The organism is Telluria sp. ZB4P37 (genome assembly GCF_059685855.1).
The window spans coordinates 57649-82275 of record NZ_JCASID010000009.1; the positions used below are offsets into that span (position 1 = coordinate 57649).

The following is a 24627-nucleotide window of genomic DNA, read 5'->3' on the forward strand; positions in this document are numbered from 1 at the left end:
CGTTCTTTTTTGTCAACGCGACCAGGGTCCCCACGGGTAATGAATGCAAACCTGACCGGGCACCTGTCCCCGGACGATCCCGCCCTGTCGCCCGTCACGCGCGCGATGGTGGCATTGCGGACGCCGCTCATCGACGCCTGGATGATCGAAGTGCGCGGCCGCGTCCCGCAGGCGAAGGACCTGGCGCTGCCCATCCTCGAGAACACGCTCCCTGCCTATTTCGACACCCTGGCGGCACTGCTCACGCCGGGCCACTCGGCGCGCGTGGTCACCGACCTGGGCGCGGTCGCCAGCGAGCATGGCGGCGAGCGTGCGCGCATGACGATGTACGACGCCACCGCCGTCATCCACGAGATGCAGATCTTCCGCGACGTCCTGTTCCGCGAACTTGAAAGCTACGGCGTCGCGCTCGACGAGGCGCAGCGCGCTATCTTGTCAGCCCACATTGACGCCACCATCCGCGAAAGCGCGAATGCCTTCATCGTGGTGCAGGCCGCGCTGCGCGAACAGTTCGTGGCCTCGATGGCACACGACCTGCGCACGCCGCTGTCCACCGCCCAGATGGCAGCCGAGATGATCAGCCATACCTCGGGCGACGCCAACGTGCGCCGCTATGCCGAGAAGATCGTCGCCAGCACCCAGCGCATGGACGGCATGACGCGTGAACTGCTCGACGGGATTGCCTTCTGCAAGACCGGGCCGGTGCGCCTGACGCTCGCGCAGATGGACATGGCGGCGCTGGTGCGCGAAGTGGCGCAGACGGCCGAGATCTTCCACCCGGTCGAGGTCACGACCGAAGTCGAACCGATCGAAGGCTGGTGGTGCCGCGAAGCGCTGCAGCGGACGATCGAAAACCTGGTCAACAATGCGATCAAGTACGGCGCGCGCGAAGCGGCTATCCGGCTGACGGTGTCCACCACGGTCGAACGGGTGCAGGTGATGGTGCATAACCAGGGCGCGCCGATCGCGCCCGAAGACAGCGAGAGCATCTTCCAGCTCTACCGGCGCGCCGGCAACCTGGGCGAGGGCTGGGGCATGGGCTTGCCTTACGTGCGCCGCGTGGCCGAGGCGCACGGCGGCAGCGTGCTGATGTCCAGTTCCGCCGAAGCGGGCACTGCCTTCGTGATCGATCTCCCGATCGATGCCCGGCCCTTCGCCGGCGCGCCCACCGCGGCTTGAATTCCTAGTGCGGCGCGGCCAGCCCGTGTCCGCCGACCGGCTCGGTCTCGAAACGCTCGCCGAAGCCCGCGATCAGCGGCCGTCCCTTGGCGATCGCAGCCTGGACCGAGGGCAGCGTCAGCGAGGCCTTGTGGCTGGCCTGGCTGTCCCAGGTTTCGGTGATCCAGAGCGCGTCCGCATCCGTTTTGTCTTTTGCGATCACATAGCCCAGGCAGCCCGGCATCGCCTTTGTTCCTTCGAGCAGGATGGTGATCAGGGCATCGCGCTGTCCCGGCTGGGCGCGCATTTTTCCGATCAAACCGTACATGGTGGACTCCTTCGTGGCTGGTGCGGCGTGGATAGTGAGGGGCAGGGCGGCGAGCAGGGCGACCGCGGTGCGGCGGGTGATGGTCATAGGCGCTTCCTGTTGAGTGAACGTCAAGTATAGGCTTGCCTTCCAGGCTGCTGCAATGGAGATGGCCCCCTCTATGACGGCTGGGTTAAGATGGCAGCCTGCCAAGCCGGCCCACCTTGATACGGATTCTTCGATGCGACTTTCCCCTCTCGCCCTTGCTGCGGCATTGACCCTGTCCGGCACCGCCTTCGCCCAGGCGCCCGCCGTTTCCGAGCCGGTGCTGCGCGGCCACCTCGCCTTCCTGGCCGACGATTTCTTCGAAGGGCGCGGCACCGGCCAGCGCGGCGGCGACCTGGCGGTGCGCTATCTCGAAACCCAGGCCGCGATCATCGGCTTGAAAGAGATTTCCGGCGGCGGCTACCGCCAGAAGGTCGACATCCGCGGCACCAGGCTGCTGCCCGGCAGTAGCGTGAGCTTCCAGGCCGGTGGCAAGCGCTTCAGCCCCGAGGTCGGCAAGGGCATCGTGTTCGGCACCGGCAGCGGACGCGCCAGCGTGGCCTTCGATGCGCCGCTGCTCTTCGTCGGTTATGGCGTATCGGCGCCCGACGAAAAATGGGACGACTACAAGGACGTGGACGTCAAGGGCAAGATCCTCGTCATGATGGTCAACGACCCCCAGCCTACCGCGCAGGAGCCGAACCGTTTTGCGGGCAAGGCCTATACCTGGTATGGCCGCTGGTTGTACAAGTTCGAGGAAGCGGTGCGCAAGGGCGCCGCTGGCGCGCTGCTGATTCACACGCTGCCATCCTCGTCCTATCCGTGGAGCGTGCCGGCCAACGGCTTCTCGCACGAGCGCTTCCATCTGGCCGGCGCCGGCAACCCGGTCGAAGGCTGGCTGCACGAAGATACCGCGCGCGAGCTGTTCGCGGCTGCCGGCTTCAATCTTGACACCTTGCGCGCGCAGGCCGAAAGCCGCGACTTCCGTCCCGTGGACCTGAAGATCGCCACCCATGTCGAGCTCAAATCCGGCATTCGCCAGGTCGAGCAGTTCAATGTCGTCGGGCTGGTGCCGGGGACCGACCCCAAGCTGAAAGAGCAAGCGGTGGTGTATTCCTCGCACTGGGACCACATGGGCATGGACGAAGAGGCAGCTGCAGGAAAAAAGGATCGCATCTACAACGGCGCCATCGACAACGCCTCCGGCACCGCCGCGCTGCTGGCGATGGCGGCCGAGGCGGTGAAAAAGCCCGCGCGCCGGACCCAGGTCTTCCTGTGGCCGGCCGCGGAAGAGCAGGGCCTGCTGGGCAGCGCCGCCTATGTGAAGAACCCGGTGGTCCCGCTGGCGAAGACCGCGGCCGACCTGAACCTCGACAGCCTGAATTTCGTCGGCCGTACGCGCGACATCGGCGTGGCGGGCGCCGAGCGCAGCACCTTATATGAAACCGCGGCTACCGTGGCCAAGGGGATGGGCCTGAAGCTCGCCCCGACGATTCCCGACCTGTCGGGCGCCTACTTCCGCGCCGACCACTTCAACTTCGCCAAGGCGGGTGTCCCGGCCTTCAATGTCGGCTCGGCGGTGTTCTCGGGCGACGGCCATTTCGAGTTCGCGCACCAGCATGGCGCCTCGAGCGAGAAGATGGTGGGCTTCAAGAAGGACTACCACCAGGTGACCGACGAGTACCGCGCCGACTGGGACCTGTCGGGCATGGTGCAGCAGGCGCAGTTCACGCTGAATCTGGGCTATGCGGTGGCGAATGCGCCGGGCATGCCGGCCTGGCGCAAGGGCGACAGCTTCGGCAGCATCAAACGCTGAAAGGTAATCAGGCGCTGGCCACGCCTGCGAGGATCTTCTCCAGGCTGGCCATGTCCACAGGCTTGACCAGGTGATGGTCGAAGCCGGCCGCCGCGCTGTTGCGGCGGTCCTGTTCCTGGCCGTAGCCGGTCACCGCGACCAGCACCGCCTGGGCGGTTGCCGGGTCGCGGCGCAGGCGGCGCGCCAGTTCGTAGCCATCCATGTCGGGCAGCCCGATGTCGAGCAGGCAGACGTTCGGCGCGAAGCCCGGCGCCAGCGCCAGCGCCGCCTGCGAGTCATGCTCGACCTGCACCTCGTGCCCCTGGGCGCCGACATACATCGCCAGAACCTGGGCCGCATCGACGTTGTCGTCCACCACCAGCACTTTCAGGTTGGCGTCGTGCGCCGGAGCCGCGGCTGCGACGTCCAGGCCCGCCGGGGCGCGCTCGGTGCAGCGCGGCAGGCGCACCGTGAAGACCGTGCCCAGTCCCTGGCCGCTGCTGGCCACGCCCACGCTGCCGCCATGCAGCTCGACCAGGCTGCGCACCAGCGCCAGGCCGATGCCCAGGCCGCCGAGCGAGCGGTCGGACGTGCGTTCGCCCTGCACGAACATGTCGAAGGCACGTTCCAGTTCGGTCGGCAGCATGCCGATGCCGTTGTCGCGCACTTCCAGCACCACCAGTTTGCTGCCGGCGGCCAGGGTGACGACGATCTCGCCGCCACGGTCGGTGAACTTGGCCGCGTTGTGCAGCAGGTTGCCCACCACCTGCACCAGCCGCTTGCGGTCGCCGAAGACGTGGCAGGGCTGGGGCAGGGTGCGGACCTCGAGACGGTGGCCCTTGTCGCGCACCAGCGCCTGCACCTGTTCGGCCGCGTCCAGCACCACCGCATTGATGTCGATGCGTTCCTTGGTGAGTTCCACCAGCCCGCGGGTGACGCGCGAGACGTCCAGCAGGTCGTCTACCAGCCCGGCCATGTGGCGCGCCTGGCGCGCGATGATGGCGCTGATCTGCCTGGTGCGCGCCGGGTCGAGCGCGTCCTGGCCGAGCAGCTGCGCACCGGAAGTGATCGGGGCCAGCGGGTTGCGCAGCTCGTGCGCGAGCATGGCGAGGAATTCGTTCTTGCGCTGGTCGGCGTGGCGCAGCGCTTCTTCGGCACGGACGCGCTCGGTCACGTCCTGCATCGAGCCGCGCAGCGCCACCACGCGCCCATCCGGGCCGTGCACGCTCTCGCAGCGGTAGTCGAGCCAGATGCGGTGGCCGTCGGCGTGGGTGGCGTGCAGCTGGAGCTTGCCGTTGCCGCCGATGCGCGCCAGTTCGCTGGTCAGGCGCAGGACCTGCTGCCACGACTCCTCGCCCAGCACCGACCCGCGCTGCTGCGCGAATGGCGGCAGCTGGCGGCCGAAGATGTGGGATACCGAATCGGATACCTCAATGGCCTCGCTGCCGATGGTCCAGTGCCAGGTGCCGAAGCGCGCCTGCATGTGGGTGTCGCGCAGCGCCGCTTCCTTGGCTGCCAGCTCGCGCGAGCGTTCCTCGAGCAGGGCGGCGGCGTCGCCGATGGCGGCCGCCACCTCGGCCGCTTCGCGCACGTACACCTCGTCCAGCGGCACGCCCTTGAACGGCTGCGCGTCGTCGCCCTTGCTTTTTCCCAGCGCCAGGGCGGGGCCGGTCAGCGCCTGCAGCGAGCGCGCCATGCGCCCGCCGATCAGCCAGGCCAGGCACAGCCCGATCGCGAACAGCACCATCGTGCCGCCCACCATCAGGGCCAGTTGTCCCAGCAGTTCCGCGCGCAGGACGGCGCGCGGGATCCCGATCGCGATGCCCCAGCCAGTGGCGGCGGAGCGCGAGAACGAGGTCACCAGGGGCAGGCCTTCGCGCGAACGCGAATCGATGGTGCCTTCGCTGGCGCGCGCGGCCGCGTTGCGCAGCAGCGGATTGACCGGTTGGCCGATCGACTGGGCGGGATTGATGTTGCGAGCGAAAATGATGCCCTGGCGGTCGAACAGGGAGGCCACCGCGCCTTCGGGGATGGACTTCGGCGTCAGGATGTCCTGGAAGTAGTCGGGTCGCATGCCGATGCTCAGCACATAGCGTACTTCGCCGCCCACCTGCACCGGGACGTCGACCCTGACGGTCGGCAGCTTGCGCAGCGGGCCGATGAACACATCCGACACCGCGGCTTTGCCGGTGGCAAATACCCGCTCGAGCTGGGGCGAACGGTCGAGCGCCAGGGGCGTGCCGTAGTCGGCCGCGGTGTTGACGAGCTGCTGGCCGCTGCGGTCGCGCAGCACCATGTTCATGCCGCCGCCGGCCAGCACCAGCGCCTGGCGCGCCTGGCGGTGCACGCGTGCGAAGTCGCCGGTTTCCAGCGCATCGAGCGTCGACAGGGTTTGAGCGATCGATTCGCCCTGCAGCAGCTTGTTCTCGACGGTGTGCACCAGCGCGCGCACTGTCTGCATGGTGTTCTTCTCGAACTGGGCCCGGGCTTTCTGGTACTGGTGGACGAACAGCAGGGACGCGCCGACGACGCCGGGCAGCAGGGTTGCCAGGACCAGCCATAACAGGTAGGCCCGCAGTGGCCTGCGTGCCGGGGAAGAAGAGGGGGTGGTGCCGGTCACACGGTCGTCCGGAATACAGGGGAATTGACGGATTCTACGTGATATTGCCCCTGTGCACCGGCCGCGACCGAACTGCCGTTGTTTTAGGCGCGCCCTTCGCTGGATGTTGAAACTGAATTGCCGAGCCGCCCGACGGTTCAGGGATGATGGTTGATCAGAAAAAGCATGCCGCATCGGACAAATCCGTTGTAGGCACGCCATACAGCGCACAGAAAACGGGAAAATTTGCCTGCTCTTGCCACTTCACCATCGAATCCGCACCGGATTGGACGTAAGGTATCTTGCATTAGGGCAATTACGCTTTAGCCCGGGATCTCAACACCCAACATGAATAACAGGAACCAGCCATGGACGCAGTAACCCTAGACAACGAAGTACTGTCCTTCCGCCTCGCGAGGGAAGAGTACGCCATCAGCATCCTCAAGGTGCAGGAAATCCGCGGCTACGAAGAGCCGACCCTGCTGCCGAACGCCCCCGCCTGCATCAAGGGCATCCAGAACCTGCGCGGCTCGATCGTGCCGATCGTGGACATGCGCATCCTGTTCAACCTGGGCGAGCCGACCTATGACCAGTTCACCGTCGTGATCGTCCTGAACATCAAGAACCACGTGATCGGCATGGTGGTGGACAGCGTCTCCGACGTCGTCACCCTGCTCGACGAGCAGATCCGCCCGGCGCCCGAAATGGGTTCGGCCGCGGAAGGCGACTACATCACCGGCCTGGGCACGGTCGGCGAGCGCATGCTGATCATGCTCGATATCGACCAGCTGATGAGCTCGGAGAAGCTGGGTCTGATCGGCGGCGGCAAGCCGGCGGCGTAATCGTCATCGGGGCAAGCTTCGGCCCCCCGTAACTGGGAGACAAAACACATGAATTTCGCTAACCTCAATATCGGCAAGCGTCTTGGCTTCGGTTTCGGCTTGGTCTGCGCCATGCTCGTCTGTATGCTCGTATCGAGCACCATCATGCTCGGCCGTGTCAAGGAAGGTACCGACGAGATCGTCAATAACCGCATGCCGCGGATCGAAGCGACGACCCTGCTGCTCAACGAGATCAACGACATCGCCATCGCGTTGCGTAACATGTTGCTCAATGAAGAACGGTCCGACCGCAGCCGCCAGGCCGAGGAAATCCTCAGCTCGCGCCAGACAATCGACCGCCTGCTCGGCGAGCTGGACAAGACCCTGCACCACCCGACCGCGCGCCAGCTGCTGGCGGCCAAGAAAAAGCACATCAGCAGCTATATCGCAGGCCAGGACAAGATCATCAAGCTGATCAACGAGGGCTTGGTCGAAGAAGCGAACCAGTACCTGGTCGAGGAATTGCGTCCTTTGCTGGTGGACCTCAAGAAAGCCGTGCACGAACAGACCGAGCTGCAGAAGTCGATCGCCATGCAAAAGGCCGAAGAGGCAGAGCGCACGTATGAAAACACCACCCGCCTGATGTGGATCGTGGGCGCCGCCGTGGTGGCGCTGGCAGGCGCGGTCGCATGGTGGATCACGCGCTCGATCACGCGTCCGGTGCAGCGTGCGCTGGAGGTGGCCAATACGGTCGCCGCTGGCGACCTGACCAGCCGCATCGAGGTCTCTACCCGCGACGAAATGGGCCAGCTGCTGCAGGCGCTCAAGACCATGAACGAGAGCCTGGCGCGCACCGTTGGCACGGTGCGCAGCAGCACCGACACCATCACGGTGGCCGCCGACGAAGTCGCGGCCGGCAACCAGGACCTTTCCAGCCGCACCGAGCAGCAGGCAAGCTCGCTCGAAGAAACCGCATCGTCGATGGAAGAGCTGACCTCCACCGTCAAGCAAAATGCCGACAATGCACGCCAGGCCAACGTACTGGCCGATGCGGCTTCGCAGGTTGCCCAGCGCGGCGGCGCCGTCATCAGCCAGGTGGTCGGCACGATGGGCGAGATCGATGCCTCGGCGGGCAAGATCAGTGACATCATCGGCGTGATCGACAGCATCGCCTTCCAGACCAATATCCTGGCGCTCAATGCCGCCGTCGAAGCGGCGCGTGCGGGCGAGCAGGGCCGCGGATTCGCGGTCGTGGCTTCCGAAGTGCGCAACCTGGCGCAGCGTTCGGCAGCGGCGGCCAAGGAAATCAAGGGCCTGATCAACGACTCGACCGGCAAGGTCGCCAGCGGCAGCAAGCTGGTCGCGGAAGCCGGCTCCACGATGCAGGAAATCGTCGACAGCGTGCGCCGCGTGACCGACATCATGGGGGAGATCACCTCGGCCAGTCAGGAACAGACCGCCGGCATCGAACAGATCAACCAGGCCGTGGCCGAGATGGACAACGTGACCCAGCAGAATGCGGCGCTGGTGGAGCAAGCCGCGGCAGCCGCGGAAGCCATGAAGGACCAGGCGGCGATGCTGACGAGCGCCATGGCGGTGTTCAAGGTCGAAGCAGCAGAAGGCGCGCAGGCAGCGGCGCGGGTCCCCAAAGCTCGCTTCAAGGCGCTGCCGGCATAAAAGCGACTCGTAGAGTGGGCAGGTCCTCCTGCCCACGCGTTCAACCAGTGCATGAACGAACCTGACCACCCAAAAAAAACGGCAAGCCAACAGGCTTGCCGTTTTGTCTTACGCCGGAGCGCTTAGAACGAGTGGCGCACACCCACGTTGAACACCGACGGATCGGCGCCGAACGCGGTTGGCGGCGGGGCGAAGGTGCCGCCTGCCGAAGTCAGGCCGAAGTTGCCACCGGCGTTGTTGCGTACGCGCCCGTAGCTGCTGTACACGTTGGTGCGCTTGGACAGGGTGTACTGGTAGGCCAGCGAGAAGCCGTTGCCGCGCCCGCCGGTGTCGACACGCTGCTGGTGCACCGAAGCGAAGAACTTGCTGGCGCCGCTGGTGAACGAACCGCCCACGGTAGTGAACTTGAACTCGGGGAGCGGACCCTCCGGATCGGCCACCGCGTAGGAACCGCGCAGGTCGAAGGCGCCGAAGTTGTAGCCGGCGCCGAAAGCGTATTCCTTGTCGTCGCCGGCGGCCAGGTTCTCGACCTGGTGGTAGCCCGCGCCCAGATTCAGTTTGCCCTGCTTGTATTCGACCGACACGCCAACCAGGCTGCCCGATGGGTTGTCATTCTGGCGCTCGCCCGCGCTGTACGCGGCCTGCACCGTGAAGCCGCTCAGCGCTTCGCTCTTGTAGTTGACCGAATTCGACAGGCGGCGCGTCGCGCGGCCGGTGCCGAAACTGCCCAGGCTGGAGCCGTAGAAGCCGTGGCCCAGCGGGTCGCTGGACTGGATCAACGCGGCGATCGGGCTGTACTCGCGGCCGACGGTGATGGTGCCGAAGGACCCTTGCAGGCCAACCACGGCGCGACGCTGGAACAGGCCGGCGGCATCGGCGGCGCCGCTGTCGAGGGCGATGCCGGCTTCAATGTTGAACAGCGCCTTCAGGCCGTTACCGAGGTCTTCAGTGCCGCGGAAGCCGATACGGCTGGTCGACTGGGTGCCCGAGCTGATCACGGTGCGGCTGTCCGAGCCCGGTGCATCCGTATCTTCAATACCCACCGATGCATCGGCGATGCCGTAGATCGTGACGCTGGTCTGCGCTTGGGCGGCCAGCGGCAGGATGGATAACAGGGCGAGGGCCAGGCAAGTCTTCTTCATTTCGTGTCTCCAGTGGTTGAGTGGCGTTCTTGCAAATACGAACGGTGCCGGTCTGTCTATTAGTGAAAAGTCAGCTTTATTAGACAGTTACGTTACCAGCACCGTCACGATGATGCCAATAAACATTTGCACTATCCTTACATGATTTCTGATTGGCATGTTTGTGTGGCCAAAAAACAGCATGATCCAGCGCAAATCTTGCTGCGGAAACACTTTACATGTTGCGTCTATCACACGCTATCGGTGGTTTCCACAATATTTCTAATCTCAAACAGTACAATCGCTGATACTAAAATTGATATCAGAAGGACGGAAAAATTGATTGGAACGATCTCGCTTCAGCGCCTACCATCAATGTCGAGCATGTAAGAACAGCAAAGCCGCGACACAGCGGCCACGAGAAAAACGACATAGGAGACGTATGAAACGCACTTCCTCCGGCCGTGCCATGGCCAGTTCCTGTCACATCTTCGCCCTGCGCGCTAGCGTCGCAGCCCTTGCCGGCGCCGGCCTGATCAGCAGCGCCACCGTCGGCGCCCAGGAGCTGGCGGCTGTCGAGTCGCCGGCTGCCGCGGCGCCCGCCGCGGAAACGGGCGAGAAGGGCAATGGCAAGGAAGCCGTCGTCCTCGTCACCGGCACCCGCCAGGCCGCCCAGACCGCGCAAACCATCAAGCGCAATGCCGAACAGGTCGTCGACTCGATCGTCGCCGACGACATCGGCAAGTTCCCCGACAAGAACGTCGCCGAGATCCTGGGCCGGGTGCCCGGCGTGCAGGTGATCCGCCAGAACGGCGAAGCCGGCAACGTCGTCATCCGCGGCCTGGGCGGCATCACCACCCTGTACAACGGCCGCGAGATGTTCACCGCAGCCGGCCGCAGCCTGTTCCTGGCCGACGTGCCGGTGGCCATGCTGCAGCGCGTGGACGTGTATAAATCGCAGGGCGCCGACATGGTCGAAGGCGGCACCTCGGGCGTGATCGACGTGCGCACCAACCGTCCGTTCGACTTCAAGGGCGCGCAGGCGGCTTTCAATGCGCGCGCCGAGCACCGTGACAAGGCCGACAAGATCGATCCGAACGTGTCGGGCATGCTGTCGAACCGCTGGAACACCGGCATCGGCGAAATCGGCGTGCTGGGCGGGCTGTCCTACCAGCGCGGCCGCTACCACGACGAGACGGCCTTCGTCGGAGCGCCGATGACGATCGACCGCGGCATCATCGGCGCCGACGCCATGGGCCGGGTGATGGGCAGCGGCGACCGCAAGCGCCTGGCTGGAAACCTGTCGGCCCAGTGGCGCCCGAGCAAGGAGCTCGAAGTCTATGCCGAAGGCTTCTCGACCAAGATCGACCACGATTCGCAGAGCATCTTCTTCGTGGGCGGCCTGCCGATCAACAATCCGGCGTCGACCGTGACCCCGCGCGCGGGCACCAACTACCTCGAATCGATCAGCAACCCGAACGTCAACACCTTCACCCTGAGCTCGACCCAGGCGCGGCGCGACGATTCCGAGACCCACCAGGGCGCCGTCGGCGCCATCTGGAAGGTGATGCCCGGCGTGCGCGCCAGCACCGAACTGGTGCGCACCGTCTCGAAATACAGCCAGCTCAACCCGATCCTGGATACCGTGCGCGACGTCGCCAAGCCGATCTCCGCCAGCGTGCGCGACGGCGGCGGTTTCCTGACCTATCCGGGCGTGGACATGACTGACCCGGCGCCGTGGACCCTGTTCGCGCTGTTCGACAACCACAATCGCTCGCGCGGCGCCGCCACCGACTGGCGCGGCGACGTGAGCTGGATGCCGGAAGCGGATGGCTTCATCAAGGAAGTCAGCGCCGGCGCCCGTGTCGCCGAGCGTTTCGCCTCCTATGTGCATGAACTGAACGGCTACTCGGACGCGCCGAACCGGTTCACGCCGAACGCCATCAAGGTCACCAGCATCCCGGGCCTGAACTGCACCAGCCCCGGGACCGGCGGCAACTACGGGATGAACCAGTTCTACGCGCCGTGCAGCGACTTCCTGCTGGATCACACCGGCGCCGTGCGCCAGGCCATACGTGGCGAGACGAACGCGCGTCCGGACGATCCGCTGTCCTACTACGCCGACCGCGAGAAGACCCACGCCATCTACGCCAAGCTGAACTTCGGCTTCGACGCCGGCCCCATCCCGGTCGACGGCACCGCGGGCCTGCGCTACGTGAAGACGAAGCAGAACATCAGCGGCTACTCGTCGACCAACGGCGTGGTGTCGCCGACCACCGTGTCGTCCTCGACCAGCGACGTGCTGCCAAGCCTGTCGATGCGCGCCCACTTCCGCCAGGACCTGATCGGCCGCCTGTCCGCCAGCAAGGCGATCGAGCGCGCCCCGTTCGGTGACTTCAACCCGGGCCTGGTGCTGTTCCCGTCGACCACCACGACGCTGGCCACCGGCACCGCCGGCAACCCGAATCTCAAGCCCCAGGAAGCGCGCAACGTCGACGTGGCTTTGGAGTGGTATTTCGCGCCGGCCGGCTCGGTCACCGGTACGCTGTTCCACCACAAGTACGAGAACTACCTGCGCCGCACCTCGCGTCCGGAGACTGTCGATGGCGTGACCTACAACGTCAGCCGCCCGTACAACGCGGTGTCGGGCAACCTGAAGGGCGCCGAATTCGCCTACCAGCAGTTCTTCACCTTCCTGCCGGGCTGGATGAGCGGCCTGGGGATGCAGACCAACGTCACCTTCATGGATGGCGGCCTGGCCGCCGCGGATGGCACGGTCAACACCTTCGCCGGCATGTCGCGCCGCTCCGCCAACCTGGTGGGCCTGTACGAGTACGGCAAGTGGTCGGGCCGCCTGGCCTACAGCTGGCGCGACAAGTTCACCGCCGAGTATGCTTACCGCGGCACGCCGTACAACATCGTTGTCGATCCGCTCAAGACCCTGGATGCCTCGATCTCGTACAAGCTGACCGACAACGTCAGCATCACGCTCGACGGCAGCAACCTGCTGGACCAGGCCTACCACGACTACCACAGCGTGCCGCAACTGCCGCGCGACGTGCGCCGGTATGATCGCGTGGTCGGGGTGTCTCTTCGGTGGCGCAATTAAGCCTGTCCGCAGGCAGGTGGTGAAGCAAAGCGGGGCGCTGCAGGGTGATTCTTCCGGCAGTGCCCCCGGTTCGTTCAAGGGAAGGCGCAGCATGCACACTCAAAAACTCTCGACCCTCGAAAAAGCGGGTTTCGGCGCCGGCGACATGGCGCTCAACGTGGTGATCTCCTCGATGATGTTGATCATCACCTTCTTCTATACCGATATCTACGGCCTGAAAACCAGCGACCTGGCCATGCTGTTCGTGATCGTCAAGATCGTCGGCGCCATCGCCGACCTGGCGATGGGGCAGATGACCGACGCGTATCTGAGTCGCTGGGGGCGCTACCGTCCGTATTTGCTGTTCCTGGCGGTGCCCTACGGCCTGAGCGTCTTCCTGGTGTTTACGACGCCCGACTGGAACTACGACGCAAAACTGCTCTGGGCCTATTCGACCTATATCCTCATGACCGTCATGACGGCCGGCGTGGGCATTCCCTATATCTCCCTGATCAGCGGCCTGACCTCGGACCCGCAGGAGCGCCTGTCAGCCAACGGCTACCGCCTGTTCTTCGCCAAGATCGGCGCCTTCATGGTGACCATCATCGTGCCGGTACTGGCCAGCTGGTGGGACGCCGACAATCCCGCAACCGGCTACCAGGCTGCAATGGCGGTGATGGCGGCGATGGGCGTGCTGCTGTTCCTGCTGTGCTTTTTCACCACCACCGAACGCGTGATCCACAAGGTGGAAAAGCAGCCGCTGATGGACCAGGTGCGTGTGCTGCTCAAGAACGACCAATGGCTGATCTTGTGCGGCGTGTGCGTCACCGGCACGGTCGGCTACGTGATCCGCGGCTCGGTGGCGATCTATTACGCCAAGTACTACCTGGGCGGCGACACCGCCATGGTCTCGGCCTTCCTCTCCACCGGCGTGGCCGCGGCCATCATCGCCATGGTGGTGTCCACCTGGACCACCAAGTTCTATTGCAAGCTCAAGCTGTTCCGCAACAGCCAGATCGCGGTGGCGGTGATCAGCCTGCTGATCTACGTGCTGGTGACGCCGGGCGACATCGTGCTGGCCTTCGTCCTGTACTTCATCCTGTCGCTTGTGGTCGATCTGCATGCCCCGGTGTTCTGGTCGGCGATCGCCGAGACCATCGACTACGGCCAGGTCAAGACCGGCAAGCGCGTCTCGGGCTTCGCTTTCGGCGGCATCTCGGTCTGCCAGAAGGCCGGCATGGCCATCGCGGGCGGCATGGTGGGCATCTTGCTGGACCACTTCCAGTATCAGCCCAACCAGGCCCAGTCCGAGCTGGCGCTGCACGGCATCGCGCTGATGCTGTCGGTGATCCCGGGCTTCTTCCATCTGCTGATGGGGATGCTGATGTTCAAATACCGGATCAGCGACCAGTACTACGACACGGTCAAGGCCGACATGCGCACGCATGGGTACGTGGCCAGTTAGAGCCGGTTGACCGCGTGGGCAGGAAGACCTGCCCACGCTATGGGTATCGTTACCCTTTGATCCGTCGTTCCCGCGAAGGCGGGAACCCAATTCCGCACGCACACCGACAGCTCCACACAACATCATGGAACAACCCGCCCTGAAACCCCTGATCGAGCAACGCGCCGACCCCTACATCTACAAGCACACCGACGGCTACTACTACTTCACCGCCTCGGTCCCCCAATACGACCGCATCGAGCTGCGCCGCGCCCCCACCATCGCGGCCCTGGCCAGCGCCGACAGCGTCACCGCCTGGACCAAACCCGACACCGGCCCGTACTCCGAACTGGTCTGGGCCCCCGAGCTCCACTTCAACCAGGGCGCCTGGTACGTCTATTTCGCCGCCGCCCCGAGCCGCGAGATCAAACACAAGCTCTTCCAGCACCGCATGTACGCGATCCGCAACCAGAACGCCAACCCGCTCGAGGGCGAGTGGGAGTTCATGGGCCAGGTCGACACCGGCATCGACAGCTTCTGCCTCGATGCCACCACCTTCACCCACAAGGGCCGGCTCTACTACCTGTGGGCGCAGAAGGACCATGAGATCGAGGGTAACTCGAACCTGTATATCGCCCCGATGAAGACCCCCTGGCAGATCGAGGGCGAGCCGGTCATGCTGAGCAAACCGGAACACGACTGGGAGACGCGCGGCTTCTGGGTCAATGAAGGCCCCTCCGTGGTCCGCCGCAATGGCAGGATTTTCATCAGCTACTCGGCCAGCGCCACCGACGAGAACTACGCGATGGGTCTGCTCTGGGCCGACGAGGACGCCGATTTGCTTGATCCGAAGGCATGGACCAAATCGAGCGAGCCTGTTTTCTCAACCTGCTACGATCATGGCATCTACGGCCCCGGGCACAACAGCTTCACCTATGCCGAAGACAGCGACACCGTCATGCTGGTCTACCACGCGCGCACCTACACCGAAATCGTCGGCGATCCGCTCTGGAATCCGGACCGCCACACCTTCGTGAAACCGCTGCGCTGGGACGAAGCAGGCATGCCCGTATTCGGCAGGCCGTCCACCAACTAGGACTCACCAAGGACGAACTCAACGTGCAAACACGGATCACGCAAGCGCCGTTCGGCCAACTGCCGGATGGCGAAACCATCATCCAGTTCACGCTCACCAATGCGAACGGCCTCGTGGCGAAGATCATCGACTTCGGCGGCATCATCACCGAGCTGCATGCTCCCGACCGCAACGGCAAATTGGCCGACGTGGTGCTGGGCTTCGACCAGCTCGCGCCTTACCAGGCCGACAGCCCGTATTTCGGCGCCCTGATCGGCCGCTACGGCAACCGCATCGCCAAAGGCAGGTTCACGCTCGACGGCCAGGAATTCACGCTGCCGGCGAACAACGGCAACAACCACCTGCACGGCGGCGCTCCCGGCTTCGACAAGGTCAAGTGGAGTGCCATCGTCGATGGCGACAGCCTGCAACTGACCTACCGCAGCGTAGAGGGCGAGCAGGGCTATCCGGGCAACCTGAATGCCACCGTGGCCTATACGCTCCTTGATACCAACGAGCTGGTAGTGCGCTTCCACGCCGTCACCGACAAGGCCACGCCGGTCAACCTGACCCAGCACAGCTACTTCAACCTGGCAGGCCAGGGCGACATCCTCGGCCACGTCCTGAGCATCGACGCCGACAGCTTTGTCGCCATCGACGCCGAATCGATCCCGCTCGGGGCGCTGGCGCCGGTCACCGGCACGCCCTTCGACTTCCGCACCCCGCGCCCCATCGGCGAGCGCATCGAGCAGCCGGACAAGCAGTTGCGCCACGGCCTGGGCTACGACCACTGCTTTGCGCTGAACAAGCCGGACGGCAAAGCCATGACCCGCGCCGCCCACGTCTGCGAGCCGGAATCGGGCAGGGTGCTGGAACTGTTCACCGAAGAACCCGGCGTGCAGTTCTACAGCGGGAACTTCCTTGACGGTATGCTCCAGGGCAAGGGCCGCAGCTACCCGCACCGCAGCGGCTTCTGCCTGGAGCCGCAGCACTACCCGGATTCGCCGAACCAGCCGCAGTTCCCGAACACCATCCTGCGCCCGGGCGAGGTGTACCAGACCGAGTCGCGCTTCCGCTTTTCCGTGGTGAAGTAAGCGCATGATGGATCTTTTCATCGACGGCAGGCACGAGCTGGGCGAATGCGTGCTGTGGTGCGAGCGCTCTGGACGCCTGCTCTGGACCGACATTCCGGCATCCACCCTGTGGGCACACTCGCCCTCCACTGGCGAAACCAGGAGCTGGCCGATGCCCGAGCGGCTGTGCTGCTTCGCCCTGACCGGCAGCGACGACCGCCTGCTGCTGGGACTCGCCTCCGGTTTGGCCTTCTTCACCTTCTCCACTGGGGCGGTGAAGCGCATCGTGGACGTGGAAGCGGACATTCCCAGCACGCGCCTGAACGATGGACGCTGCGACCGCCAGGGGCGCTTCGTGTTCGGCATGTTCAACCAGGCCGAAAACCCGAAGTCGGCGGTGGGGAGCTTTTATCGCCTGAACCTCGACCTGACGCTCGAGCGCCTGCCGCTCGGGAACGTGGCCATTGCGAACAGCATCTGCTTCAGTCCCGACGGGCGCAGCATGTATTTTGCCGATTCGATGGCGAAGGAGATCCGCGTCTGCGACTACAACCCCTGCAGCGGGGAGATCGGCGCATCGCGCGTGTTCATCGCCGCCGATGCCGCGCCGGGGGAGCCGGATGGGTCGTGCATCGATGCGGAGGGATTTTTGTGGACGACGCGCTGGGGGGCAGGGCAGGTGATGCGGTTTGCGCCGGACGGGCAGCTCGATCGCGTGCTGGAGGTGGATGCGCCGCAGCCGAGTTGTCCGGCGTTCGGCGGGGCGGGGCTGTCGACGCTCTACGTCACGTCTGCGCACCTCGGGATGACGGAGAAAGATCGCGCAGCGGCGCCCTTGTCGGGCGCCTTGTTCAGCCAGGTGCTCGATGTACCCGGTCTACCGGAGTCGCGCTTTTTGCACTCGTAGGTGGGCGGCTTGTGATCTGGTCCACTGGACCAGATCACCCCGCGCGTTCAAATTGCACATGAATTGACGAGCGGGCATTCGAACGTGGATTGAACGCGCGGGCGGGGGACCCGCCCACCCTACGATACGAAAAACGATATCACTATCGCGAAATAATTGATTGGAAAGTTATCTGACAGCATTCTAGACTTCCTCATCGCTGAACAACACGACATGAGAGGGGGCACACAGCCTCCCGTGGCGGAGATAACGAGGAGGTGTTTGATGTCCGAGACGAAGAAGAAAACCGAGCTGCGCTCGGCCGCGTGGTTCGGGACCCAGGACAAGAACGGCTTCATGTACCGGAGCTGGATGAAGAACCAGGGCATTCCCGACCATGAATTCCAGGGCAAGCCGATCATCGGCATCTGCAACACCTGGTCCGAACTGACCCCCTGCAACGCCCACTTCCGCAAGATCGCCGAACACGTCAAGCGCGGCATTTTCGAGGCCGGCGGCTTTCCGGTCGAATTCCCGGTGTTCTCGAGCGGCGAATCGAACCTGCGTCCGACCGCCATGCTGACCCGGAACCTGGCCAGCATGGACGTCGAAGAATCCATCCGCGGCAACCCGATGGACGCCGTCGTGCTGCTGGTCGGCTGCGACAAGACCACCCCGGCACTGTTGATGGGAGCGGCCAGCGTCGACCTGCCGACCATCGTCGTCACCGGCGGCCCGATGCTCAACGGTAAACTGAACGGCAAGGACATCGGCTCCGGCACCGCCGTCTGGCAGCTGCACGAGCAGGCCAAGGCCGGCCAGATCTCGATGCACGATTTCCTCTCCGCCGAAGCGGGCCACTCACGCTCGGCCGGCACCTGCAACACGATGGGCACCGCCTCGACCATGGCCTGCATGGCGGAGTCGCTGGGCACCTCGCTGCCGCACAATGCCGCGATTCCCGCAGTGGACGCGCGCCGCTACGTGCTGGCCCACATGTCGGGCATCCGCATCGTCGAGATGGTGCACGAAGACCTGAAGCTGTCGAAGATCCTCAAGCGCGAGAACTTCGAGAACGCGATCCGCGTGAACGCCGCCATCGGTGGTTCGACCAATGCCGTGATCCACCTGAAGGCGATCGCCGGCCGCATGGGCGTGCCGCTCGAACTCGAAGACTGGACAACCATCGGCAAGGGCACCCCGACCATCGTCGACCTGCTCCCGTCGGGTAAATACCTGATGGAGGAGTTCTATTATGCCGGCGGCCTGCCGGGCGTGATCCGCCGCATGGGCGAGGGCGGCCTGCTGGCGCATAAAGACGCGCTCACCGTCAACGGCAACACGCTCTGGGACAACTGCAAGGATGCGCCGATCTATAACGACGAAGTGATCCGCCAGCTCGACACCCCGCTGATCGAAGACGGCGGCATCCGCATCCTGCGCGGCAACCTGGCGCCGCGCGGCGCCGTGCTGAAACCTTCGGCGGCCTCGCCGCACCTGATGCAGCACCGCGGCCGGGCCGTCGTGTTCGAAGACTTCGACCACTACAAGCAGCGCATTGTCGACCCGGACCTGGACGTGGATGCGAACTCGATCCTGGTGATGAAGAACTGCGGCCCGAAGGGTTATCCGGGCATGGCCGAAGTCGGGAACATGGGCCTGCCGCCGAAGCTGCTGGCGCAGGGCATTACCGACATGGTCCGCATCTCGGACGCACGCATGAGCGGCACCGCCTACGGCACCGTCGTGCTGCACGTGGCGCCTGAAGCCATGGCCGGCGGCCCGCTGGGGATCGTCAAGGATGGCGACTGGATCGTGCTCGATTGCGCCGGCGGTGGCTTGAACCTGGAGCTGTCGGATGAGGAGATCCAGGCGCGCCTGGCGGATCGGGCGGAGGACAACAAGCCGGTGCAGCACAGCGGTTATCAGCGGCTGTATCTCGATCACGTGCTGCAGGCAGATGAGGGGTGTGACTTTGACTTCCTCGTCGGATGCCGTGGGTCGGCAGTGCCAAAACATTCGCATTGATTCACGCGTTCACATCACGCATCCCGACCTGCGCCGCTCTCGACTAACAAAACATTTGGAGACCCGGGCCATGCTGCTCGTACAATTCACCACCGAATCGCAGGAACGCCGCATCGGCATCCTGCACGACAACACCATCCGCGTCATCGACGGCTACGCCACGACGCTGGATCTGGCCCGCGCCGCCATCGCCGCCGGAACTAGCCTGGCCCAGCTGGCTGACAGCGCCGCAGGCCTTGAGCATTACAAATACGACGCCCTGCTGGACGCCGGCCACATCCTGCCGCCGCTCGACCACCCGGACGCCGCCCACTGCTACGTCACCGGCACCGGCCTGACCCACCTGGGCAGCGCGGACACGCGCGACGCCATGCACAAGAAAATCGACGGCGACGTCGGCACGCTGAGCGACTCGATGAAAATGTTCCGCATGGGCGTTGAAGGCGGCAAGCCGGAATCTGGCAGCGCGGGCGTGCAGCCCGAATGGTTCTACAAGGGCGACGGCTCGATCGTGCGCGCCACCGGCCAGGAGCTCGGGATGCCCGACTTCTCGCTCGACGGTGGCGAAGAACCGGAAATCGCCGGCCTGTACCTGATCGGGGACGATGGCCAGCCCTACCGCCTCGGTTACGCCATCGGCAACGAGTTCTCCGACCACGTCACCGAACGCCAGAATTACCTGTTCCTGGCCCACTCCAAGCTGCGCAACTGCGGCCTCGGCCCGGCGCTGCTGGTGGGCGAGCTCCCGAGCCACGTGTCGGGCACCTCGCGCATTCTCAAGAAGGATGGCCAGGTGCGCTGGGAAAAGGCTTTTGTCAGCGGTGAGCAGAACATGTCGCACACCATCGAGAACCTCGAACACCACCATTTCAAGTACGGCCTGTTCAAGCGCCCCGGCGATGTGCACATCCACTTCTTCGGCACCGCCACGCTGAGCTTCTCGGACAGCATCACCGTGGAAGCGGGCGAGTCTTTCGAGGTCGAGTCGCCGCAATTCGGCCCGGCCCTGCGCAACCGCCTTGCGGTCCATGCCACCCAATTTGCGAAAGTGAAAACCTTATGACCATTACCGGTGAAGCCATCATTGGCGGCGTGCAGGAACGCGGCGCCGCAGGTTCGTTCAAGGCCTGGGACCCGACCAAGCGGGACTACCTCGAGCCATCCTTCCACATGGTCGATGCAGGCCAGATCGACCGCGCCTGCATGCTTGCCGGCGAAGCCTTCGACATCTTCCGCGCTACGACCGACCGGCAGCGCGCTACTTTTCTGGACACCGTGGCCGAGCAGATCCTGGCCATTGGCGACGAGTTGATCGAACGCGCCATGATGGAGTCGGGCCTGCCGCGCATGCGCCTGGAGGGTGAACGTGGCCGCACCGTCGGCCAGCTGCGCATGTTCGCCGAGCTGCTGCGCGAAGGCTCGTGGCTTGATGCCCGCATGGACACCGCACTGCCGGAACGCACCCCGCCGCGGCCAAGCCTGCGCTATCGCCTGATCGGCGTCGGCCCGGTCGCGGTGTTCGCCGCATCGAACTTCCCGTTGGCCTTCTCGGTGGCCGGCGGCGATACGGCCTCCGCCTTCGCAGCCGGCTGCCCGGTAGTGCTGAAAGCGCACTCGGCCCATCCGGGCACCTCGGAACTGGTGGCGCGCGCCGTGACCCGCGCCGTGCAGCTGTGCGAGCTGCCCGCCGGCGTGTTTGCGCTGCTGACCGGCACCGGCAACGGCATCGGCCAGGCGCTGGTCGGCCACCCGGCCATCAAGGCGGTCGGCTTTACCGGCTCGCGTTCGGGCGGCACCGCCTTGATGGCCGTCGCCGCCGCACGCAAGCAGCCGATTCCGGTCTACGCCGAGATGAGCAGCATTAACCCGCTGTTCATCATGCCGCATGCACTCGCCAGCCGCGCCACCGAAATCGGCAAGGGGTTTGCCGCCTCGCTGACCATGGGCGTGGGCCAGTTCTGCACCAACCCGGGCCTCGTGCTCGTGGTCGACGGCCCCGGCCTGGGTGAGTTCTGCGCCGGCGCCACTGAAGCACTATCTGGCACGCAGGCTGCCGTCATGCTCAACCAGGGCATCGCCGACAGCTATCGCAAGAGCGTGCACGCGCTGCACACGCACGAAGCGATCACCACCCTGGCGCGCGTCGACCATGACGAAGGCAAGGGCGGCGCCGCGCTGTTCCGCACCAGCGCCGAGCATTTCCTGTCGCGCCACGAGTTGCACGCCGAAGTCTTCGGCCCGGCCTCGGTGCTGGTCGTTTGCAAGAACGTCGACCAGCTGCGCGAGGTAACGGAACTGCTGGAAGGCCAGCTCACCGCTACGCTGCAGATCGACGAAGGCGACTACGCTGCCGCGAAAGCGCTGCTGCCGGTGCTGGAGCGCAAGGTCGGCCGCATCCTGGCCAACGGTTTTCCGACCGGCGTCGAGGTCTCGACGGCGATGGTCCACGGCGGCCCGTTCCCGGCCACGGCCGACGGGCGCAGCACCTCGGTGGGCACCGGCGCCATCCAGCGCTTTCTGCGTCCGGTGTGCTACCAGAACCTGCCAGACGCGCTGCTGCCCGAGCCGCTGCGCAACGGGAATCCTCTTGGCATCTGGCGCCGCAAAGACGGTGCATTGACCAAAGAGTAAGCCGGTATCACAATAAGAACAGATGGAGACGGTATGACACAGTTGGCAAACTACCCCAGCCTGCAGGGCAAGCGGATATTCGTGACGGGCGGCGGCACCGGTATCGGCGAAGCGATCGTGCAAGCGTTCGTGGAGCAGGGCGCGGTCGTGGCCTTCGTCGATATCGCAAAGGAAGCCAGCGAAACGCTGTGCGCACGGCTGGGCAATTCCGGCCACAATGCGCCGGTGTTCCGCTATTGCGACATTACCGACATTCCTGCGCTACAGCGCACGATGGCCGAGCTGGCGCAGCAGCTGGGCGACTTCGATGTGCTGGTCAATAACGCGGCCAACGACCAGCGCCACGACATCGAAAAAGTCTCGCTCGACTACTGGAACGAGCGCATCGCCATCAACCAGCGCCCGATGTTCTTCACCGCGCAGGCAGTCCTGCCGGGCATGAAGAAAAAGGGCGGCGGCTCCATCATCAACTTCTCTTCCATGTCCTGGCATGCCAAGGGCGCGGGCTATCCCGTCTACGCCACCACCAAGGCGGCCGTGATCGGCCTGACGCGCAGCCTGGCGCGTGACCTCGGACCGTTTGGGGTGCGCGTGAATACCGTCACCCCGGGCTGGGTCATGACCCAGCGCCAGATCGACTTGTGGGTGGACGCAGACGCCGAGCTCGAAATCAAGAAGGCCCAGTGCCTGCCGGGCAAGCTCATGCCGGACGATATCGCCGCCATGGTGCTGTTCCTCGGTGCCGACGACAGCAAGATGTGCACCGCGCAGGATTTCGTCGTCGACGCAGGCTGGACCTGATGTGTAGCGGCGGAGTGCCGCTACCGTCTTTTCTCCCACCACCTCTAGAACCGTGATCCCGGCGCAGGCCGGGATCGAATTTCGCCGCTACGCCAGGAACTTGGGTTCCGGCCTGCGCCGGAACGACGCGCTAACGGGATTTGCCATGACCGCTGTGAATCGCACCTTGCTGGCGCTTGTCGCCTTGTTGACCGCCCAGGCGCACGCCGCCGCCCTGACCAGCCCCGACGGCCAGATCTCCGTATCCGTCGTTGCCGCCCCCTCCGGCACGCTCACCTACGCCATCGCACGCGACCGCAAACCCGTCATCCTCCCGTCCCCTCTCGGCCTCACGCTGCAAGGCGCGGACCTGACGACCAATCTGTCCATCGCCAAGATCTCGGCTATCAAGCCTGTGCGCGACAGCTACGAACTCGCCACCGGCAAGAAGCGCAAAATCACTTACCGCGCCAACGAGCAGATCTATACCGTCCGCAACGCGCAGGGACAAACGATGGACCTGGCCTTCCGCGCGTCCAACGACGGTGTGGCATTCCGCTACCTGGTACGCGACGCTTCGCTGCCCCACAAGAAGTTCGTCCTTGAGGCGACAAGCTTCAGCTTCGACCAATCCGCCAAAGCCTGGCTGCAGCCGATGTCGGTCGCCCAGACCGGCTGGATGAACACCAACCCCGCTTACGAAGAGCACTACCAGCGCGAAATCGCCGTCGGCAGCAAGTCGCCGACCTCCGCCGGCTGGGTCTTCCCCGCACTGTTCCGCACGGGCGACACCTGGGTTGCGCTCACCGAAGCCAACATGGACGGCAGCTTCCACGCTTCCCGGTTAGAAGCCGAATCCCCGAATGGCCGCTACAAGCTCGGCACCCCCACCGCACCGGAAGTGTTCACCGGCGGCGCGCTGCTGGCCGAAACCCGCGGCGACCTGGTCACGCCATGGCGCGTGATCGCCCTGGGTTCGCTGCGCACCATCGTCGAATCGACCCTCGGCACCGACCTGGCGGCACCCGCCATCACCTTCGACAAAACCAGGATCCAGCCCGGCCACGCCTCGTGGAGCTGGGCACTGCTCAAGGACGACGGCACCGTCTTCGACGTCCAGAAGAAATTCGTCGACCACGCCGCCGACATGGTCTGGGATTACACGCTGGTGGACGCCGACTGGGACCGCAAGATCGGCGACGCCAAAATGCGCGAGCTGGTGGCGTATGGCGCGAAGAAGAACATCGGCATCCTGGTCTGGTACAACTCGTCCGGCGCCTGGAACAAGACCGAGTACAGCCCGAAGGGTGCGCTCTTGAGCCGCGAACAGCGCGTCAAGGAGTTTGCGAAACTGCGCGAGATGGGTATCAAGGGCGTCAAGATCGACTTCTTCGCCGGCGACGGCCAGTCGATGATCGCCTATTACATCGACATCCTGGTTGACGCGGCAAAGGCCGGCCTGCTGGTGAACTTCCACGGCGCCACGCTGCCGCGCGGCTGGTCGCGCACCTACCCGAACCTGATGACCGCCGAAGCGGTGCGCGGCTTCGAGTTCACCACCTTCTTCCAGCTTGATCAGGACGCCGTGGCACGCCACGCCGCCATGCTGCCGTTCGCACGCAACCTGTTCGACCCGATGGATTTCACGCCGGTGGCCTTCCACGACATCCCGACCATCCAACGCAAGACCAGAAACGGTTTCGAGCTGGCCGAGTCGGTGCTGTTCCTGTCGGGGATCCAGCATTTTGCCGAAACGCCGGAAGGCATGGCCACCGTGCCGGCTTATGTGAAGGGCTTCCTGCGGGAGCTGCCGCGCAGCTGGGACCAGACGCGATTCATCGACGGCTACCCGGGCCGCCATGTGGTGATCGCGCGCAGGTCAGGGCAGGCGTGGTATGTCGCCGGCATCAACGCCGACGATACCGATAAGCCGCTCGAACTGGACCTGTCCTTCATCGGACACCGCAGCGGCGCCTTCATTACCGACGGTACGGGCGAACGCGAATTCAGCCAGTCCGCGCTCAAGGCCGGCAAGCACAAGATCAGCATCAAGGCGCACGGCGGCTTCGTCGCCGTTTTCAAATAATTTCTAATAGAAC

General features: G+C 64.8%; 17 protein-coding genes. 14 read left to right on the forward strand and 3 right to left on the reverse strand.

The features are described from left to right. The first annotated feature begins 39 nt into the window (after positions 1 to 39). Positions 40 to 1179 carry a sensor histidine kinase gene (locus tag AC56K1_RS15120; protein WP_497158620.1) on the forward strand — a complete coding sequence of 380 codons (1140 nt, stop codon included), beginning with the start codon at positions 40 to 42 and terminating at the stop codon, positions 1177 to 1179. A gap of 4 nt (positions 1180 to 1183) precedes the next feature. Here AC56K1_RS15120 and AC56K1_RS15125 read toward each other — a convergent pair whose 3' ends face one another. Then, positions 1184 to 1573, reverse strand: a complete 390-nt coding sequence (locus AC56K1_RS15125) for a putative quinol monooxygenase (protein WP_497158621.1) — start codon at positions 1571 to 1573, stop codon at positions 1184 to 1186. Positions 1574 to 1706: 133 nt separating this feature from the next. Here AC56K1_RS15125 and AC56K1_RS15130 point away from each other — a divergent pair, with 133 nt between their 5' ends. Beyond that, positions 1707 to 3326, forward strand: coding sequence for a M28 family peptidase (locus AC56K1_RS15130; RefSeq protein ID WP_497158622.1), 1620 nt, complete (start codon positions 1707 to 1709; stop codon positions 3324 to 3326). Positions 3327 to 3333: 7 nt separating this feature from the next. Here the strand turns inward: AC56K1_RS15130 and AC56K1_RS15135 are convergent, their stop codons facing one another. Then, the gene (locus tag AC56K1_RS15135) at positions 3334 to 5925 is read right to left on the reverse strand and encodes a hybrid sensor histidine kinase/response regulator (RefSeq protein ID WP_497158623.1); all 2592 of its coding nucleotides are present in this window, start codon (positions 5923 to 5925) and stop codon (positions 3334 to 3336) included. A gap of 347 nt (positions 5926 to 6272) precedes the next feature. Here AC56K1_RS15135 and AC56K1_RS15140 point away from each other — a divergent pair, with 347 nt between their 5' ends. Both AC56K1_RS15140 and AC56K1_RS15145 read left to right on the forward strand, forming a co-directional pair. Then, positions 6273 to 6746 carry a chemotaxis protein CheW gene (locus AC56K1_RS15140; RefSeq protein WP_497158624.1) on the forward strand — a complete coding sequence of 158 codons (474 nt, stop codon included), beginning with the start codon at positions 6273 to 6275 and terminating at the stop codon, positions 6744 to 6746. A 48-nt stretch (positions 6747 to 6794) separates the two neighbouring features. Next, a complete protein-coding gene (locus AC56K1_RS15145; protein ID WP_497158625.1) occupies positions 6795 to 8402 on the forward strand; it encodes a methyl-accepting chemotaxis protein in 1608 nt (535 codons plus the stop codon). Positions 8403 to 8524: 122 nt separating this feature from the next. Here AC56K1_RS15145 and AC56K1_RS15150 read toward each other — a convergent pair whose 3' ends face one another. Beyond that, a complete protein-coding gene (locus AC56K1_RS15150) occupies positions 8525 to 9544 on the reverse strand; it encodes a porin (RefSeq protein WP_497158626.1) in 1020 nt (339 codons plus the stop codon). Between the two features lie 421 nt (positions 9545 to 9965). Between AC56K1_RS15150 and AC56K1_RS15155 the strand changes: the two genes are divergently transcribed. The 10 genes from AC56K1_RS15155 to AC56K1_RS15200 all read left to right on the forward strand — a co-directional run bounded on the left by AC56K1_RS15155 (position 9966) and on the right by AC56K1_RS15200 (position 24614). Next, complete coding sequence (locus AC56K1_RS15155; RefSeq protein WP_497158627.1) at positions 9966 to 12632, forward strand: TonB-dependent receptor; 2667 nt, start codon at positions 9966 to 9968, stop codon at positions 12630 to 12632. 91 nt (positions 12633 to 12723) lie between these two features. Further along, positions 12724 to 14076 carry an MFS transporter gene (locus tag AC56K1_RS15160; protein WP_497158628.1) on the forward strand — a complete coding sequence of 451 codons (1353 nt, stop codon included), beginning with the start codon at positions 12724 to 12726 and terminating at the stop codon, positions 14074 to 14076. Between the two features lie 124 nt (positions 14077 to 14200). Then, positions 14201 to 15151: a glycoside hydrolase family 43 protein gene (locus tag AC56K1_RS15165; RefSeq protein ID WP_497158629.1), complete on the forward strand. Its 951-nt coding sequence runs from the start codon at positions 14201 to 14203 to the stop codon at positions 15149 to 15151. A 23-nt stretch (positions 15152 to 15174) separates the two neighbouring features. After that, on the forward strand, positions 15175 to 16224 hold the full coding sequence (locus AC56K1_RS15170; RefSeq protein ID WP_497158630.1) for an aldose epimerase family protein: 1050 nt from the start codon (positions 15175 to 15177) through the stop codon (positions 16222 to 16224). Between the two features lie 4 nt (positions 16225 to 16228). Then, positions 16229 to 17110: an SMP-30/gluconolactonase/LRE family protein gene (locus AC56K1_RS15175; protein WP_497158631.1), complete on the forward strand. Its 882-nt coding sequence runs from the start codon at positions 16229 to 16231 to the stop codon at positions 17108 to 17110. Between the two features lie 264 nt (positions 17111 to 17374). Further along, a complete protein-coding gene (locus AC56K1_RS15180) occupies positions 17375 to 19117 on the forward strand; it encodes an IlvD/Edd family dehydratase (RefSeq protein WP_497158632.1) in 1743 nt (580 codons plus the stop codon). Between the two features lie 70 nt (positions 19118 to 19187). Next, complete coding sequence (gene araD1, locus AC56K1_RS15185; RefSeq protein WP_497158633.1) at positions 19188 to 20180, forward strand: AraD1 family protein; 993 nt, start codon at positions 19188 to 19190, stop codon at positions 20178 to 20180. Further along, on the forward strand, positions 20177 to 21748 hold the full coding sequence (locus tag AC56K1_RS15190) for an aldehyde dehydrogenase (NADP(+)) (RefSeq protein ID WP_497158634.1): 1572 nt from the start codon (positions 20177 to 20179) through the stop codon (positions 21746 to 21748). Before araD1 ends, AC56K1_RS15190 begins: the two co-directional genes overlap by 4 nt. A gap of 33 nt (positions 21749 to 21781) precedes the next feature. After that, complete coding sequence (locus tag AC56K1_RS15195) at positions 21782 to 22549, forward strand: SDR family NAD(P)-dependent oxidoreductase (RefSeq protein WP_497158635.1); 768 nt, start codon at positions 21782 to 21784, stop codon at positions 22547 to 22549. Positions 22550 to 22694: 145 nt separating this feature from the next. Then, on the forward strand, positions 22695 to 24614 hold the full coding sequence (locus tag AC56K1_RS15200; RefSeq protein ID WP_497158636.1) for a glycoside hydrolase family 97 protein: 1920 nt from the start codon (positions 22695 to 22697) through the stop codon (positions 24612 to 24614). Positions 24615 to 24627 lie beyond the last annotated feature (13 nt).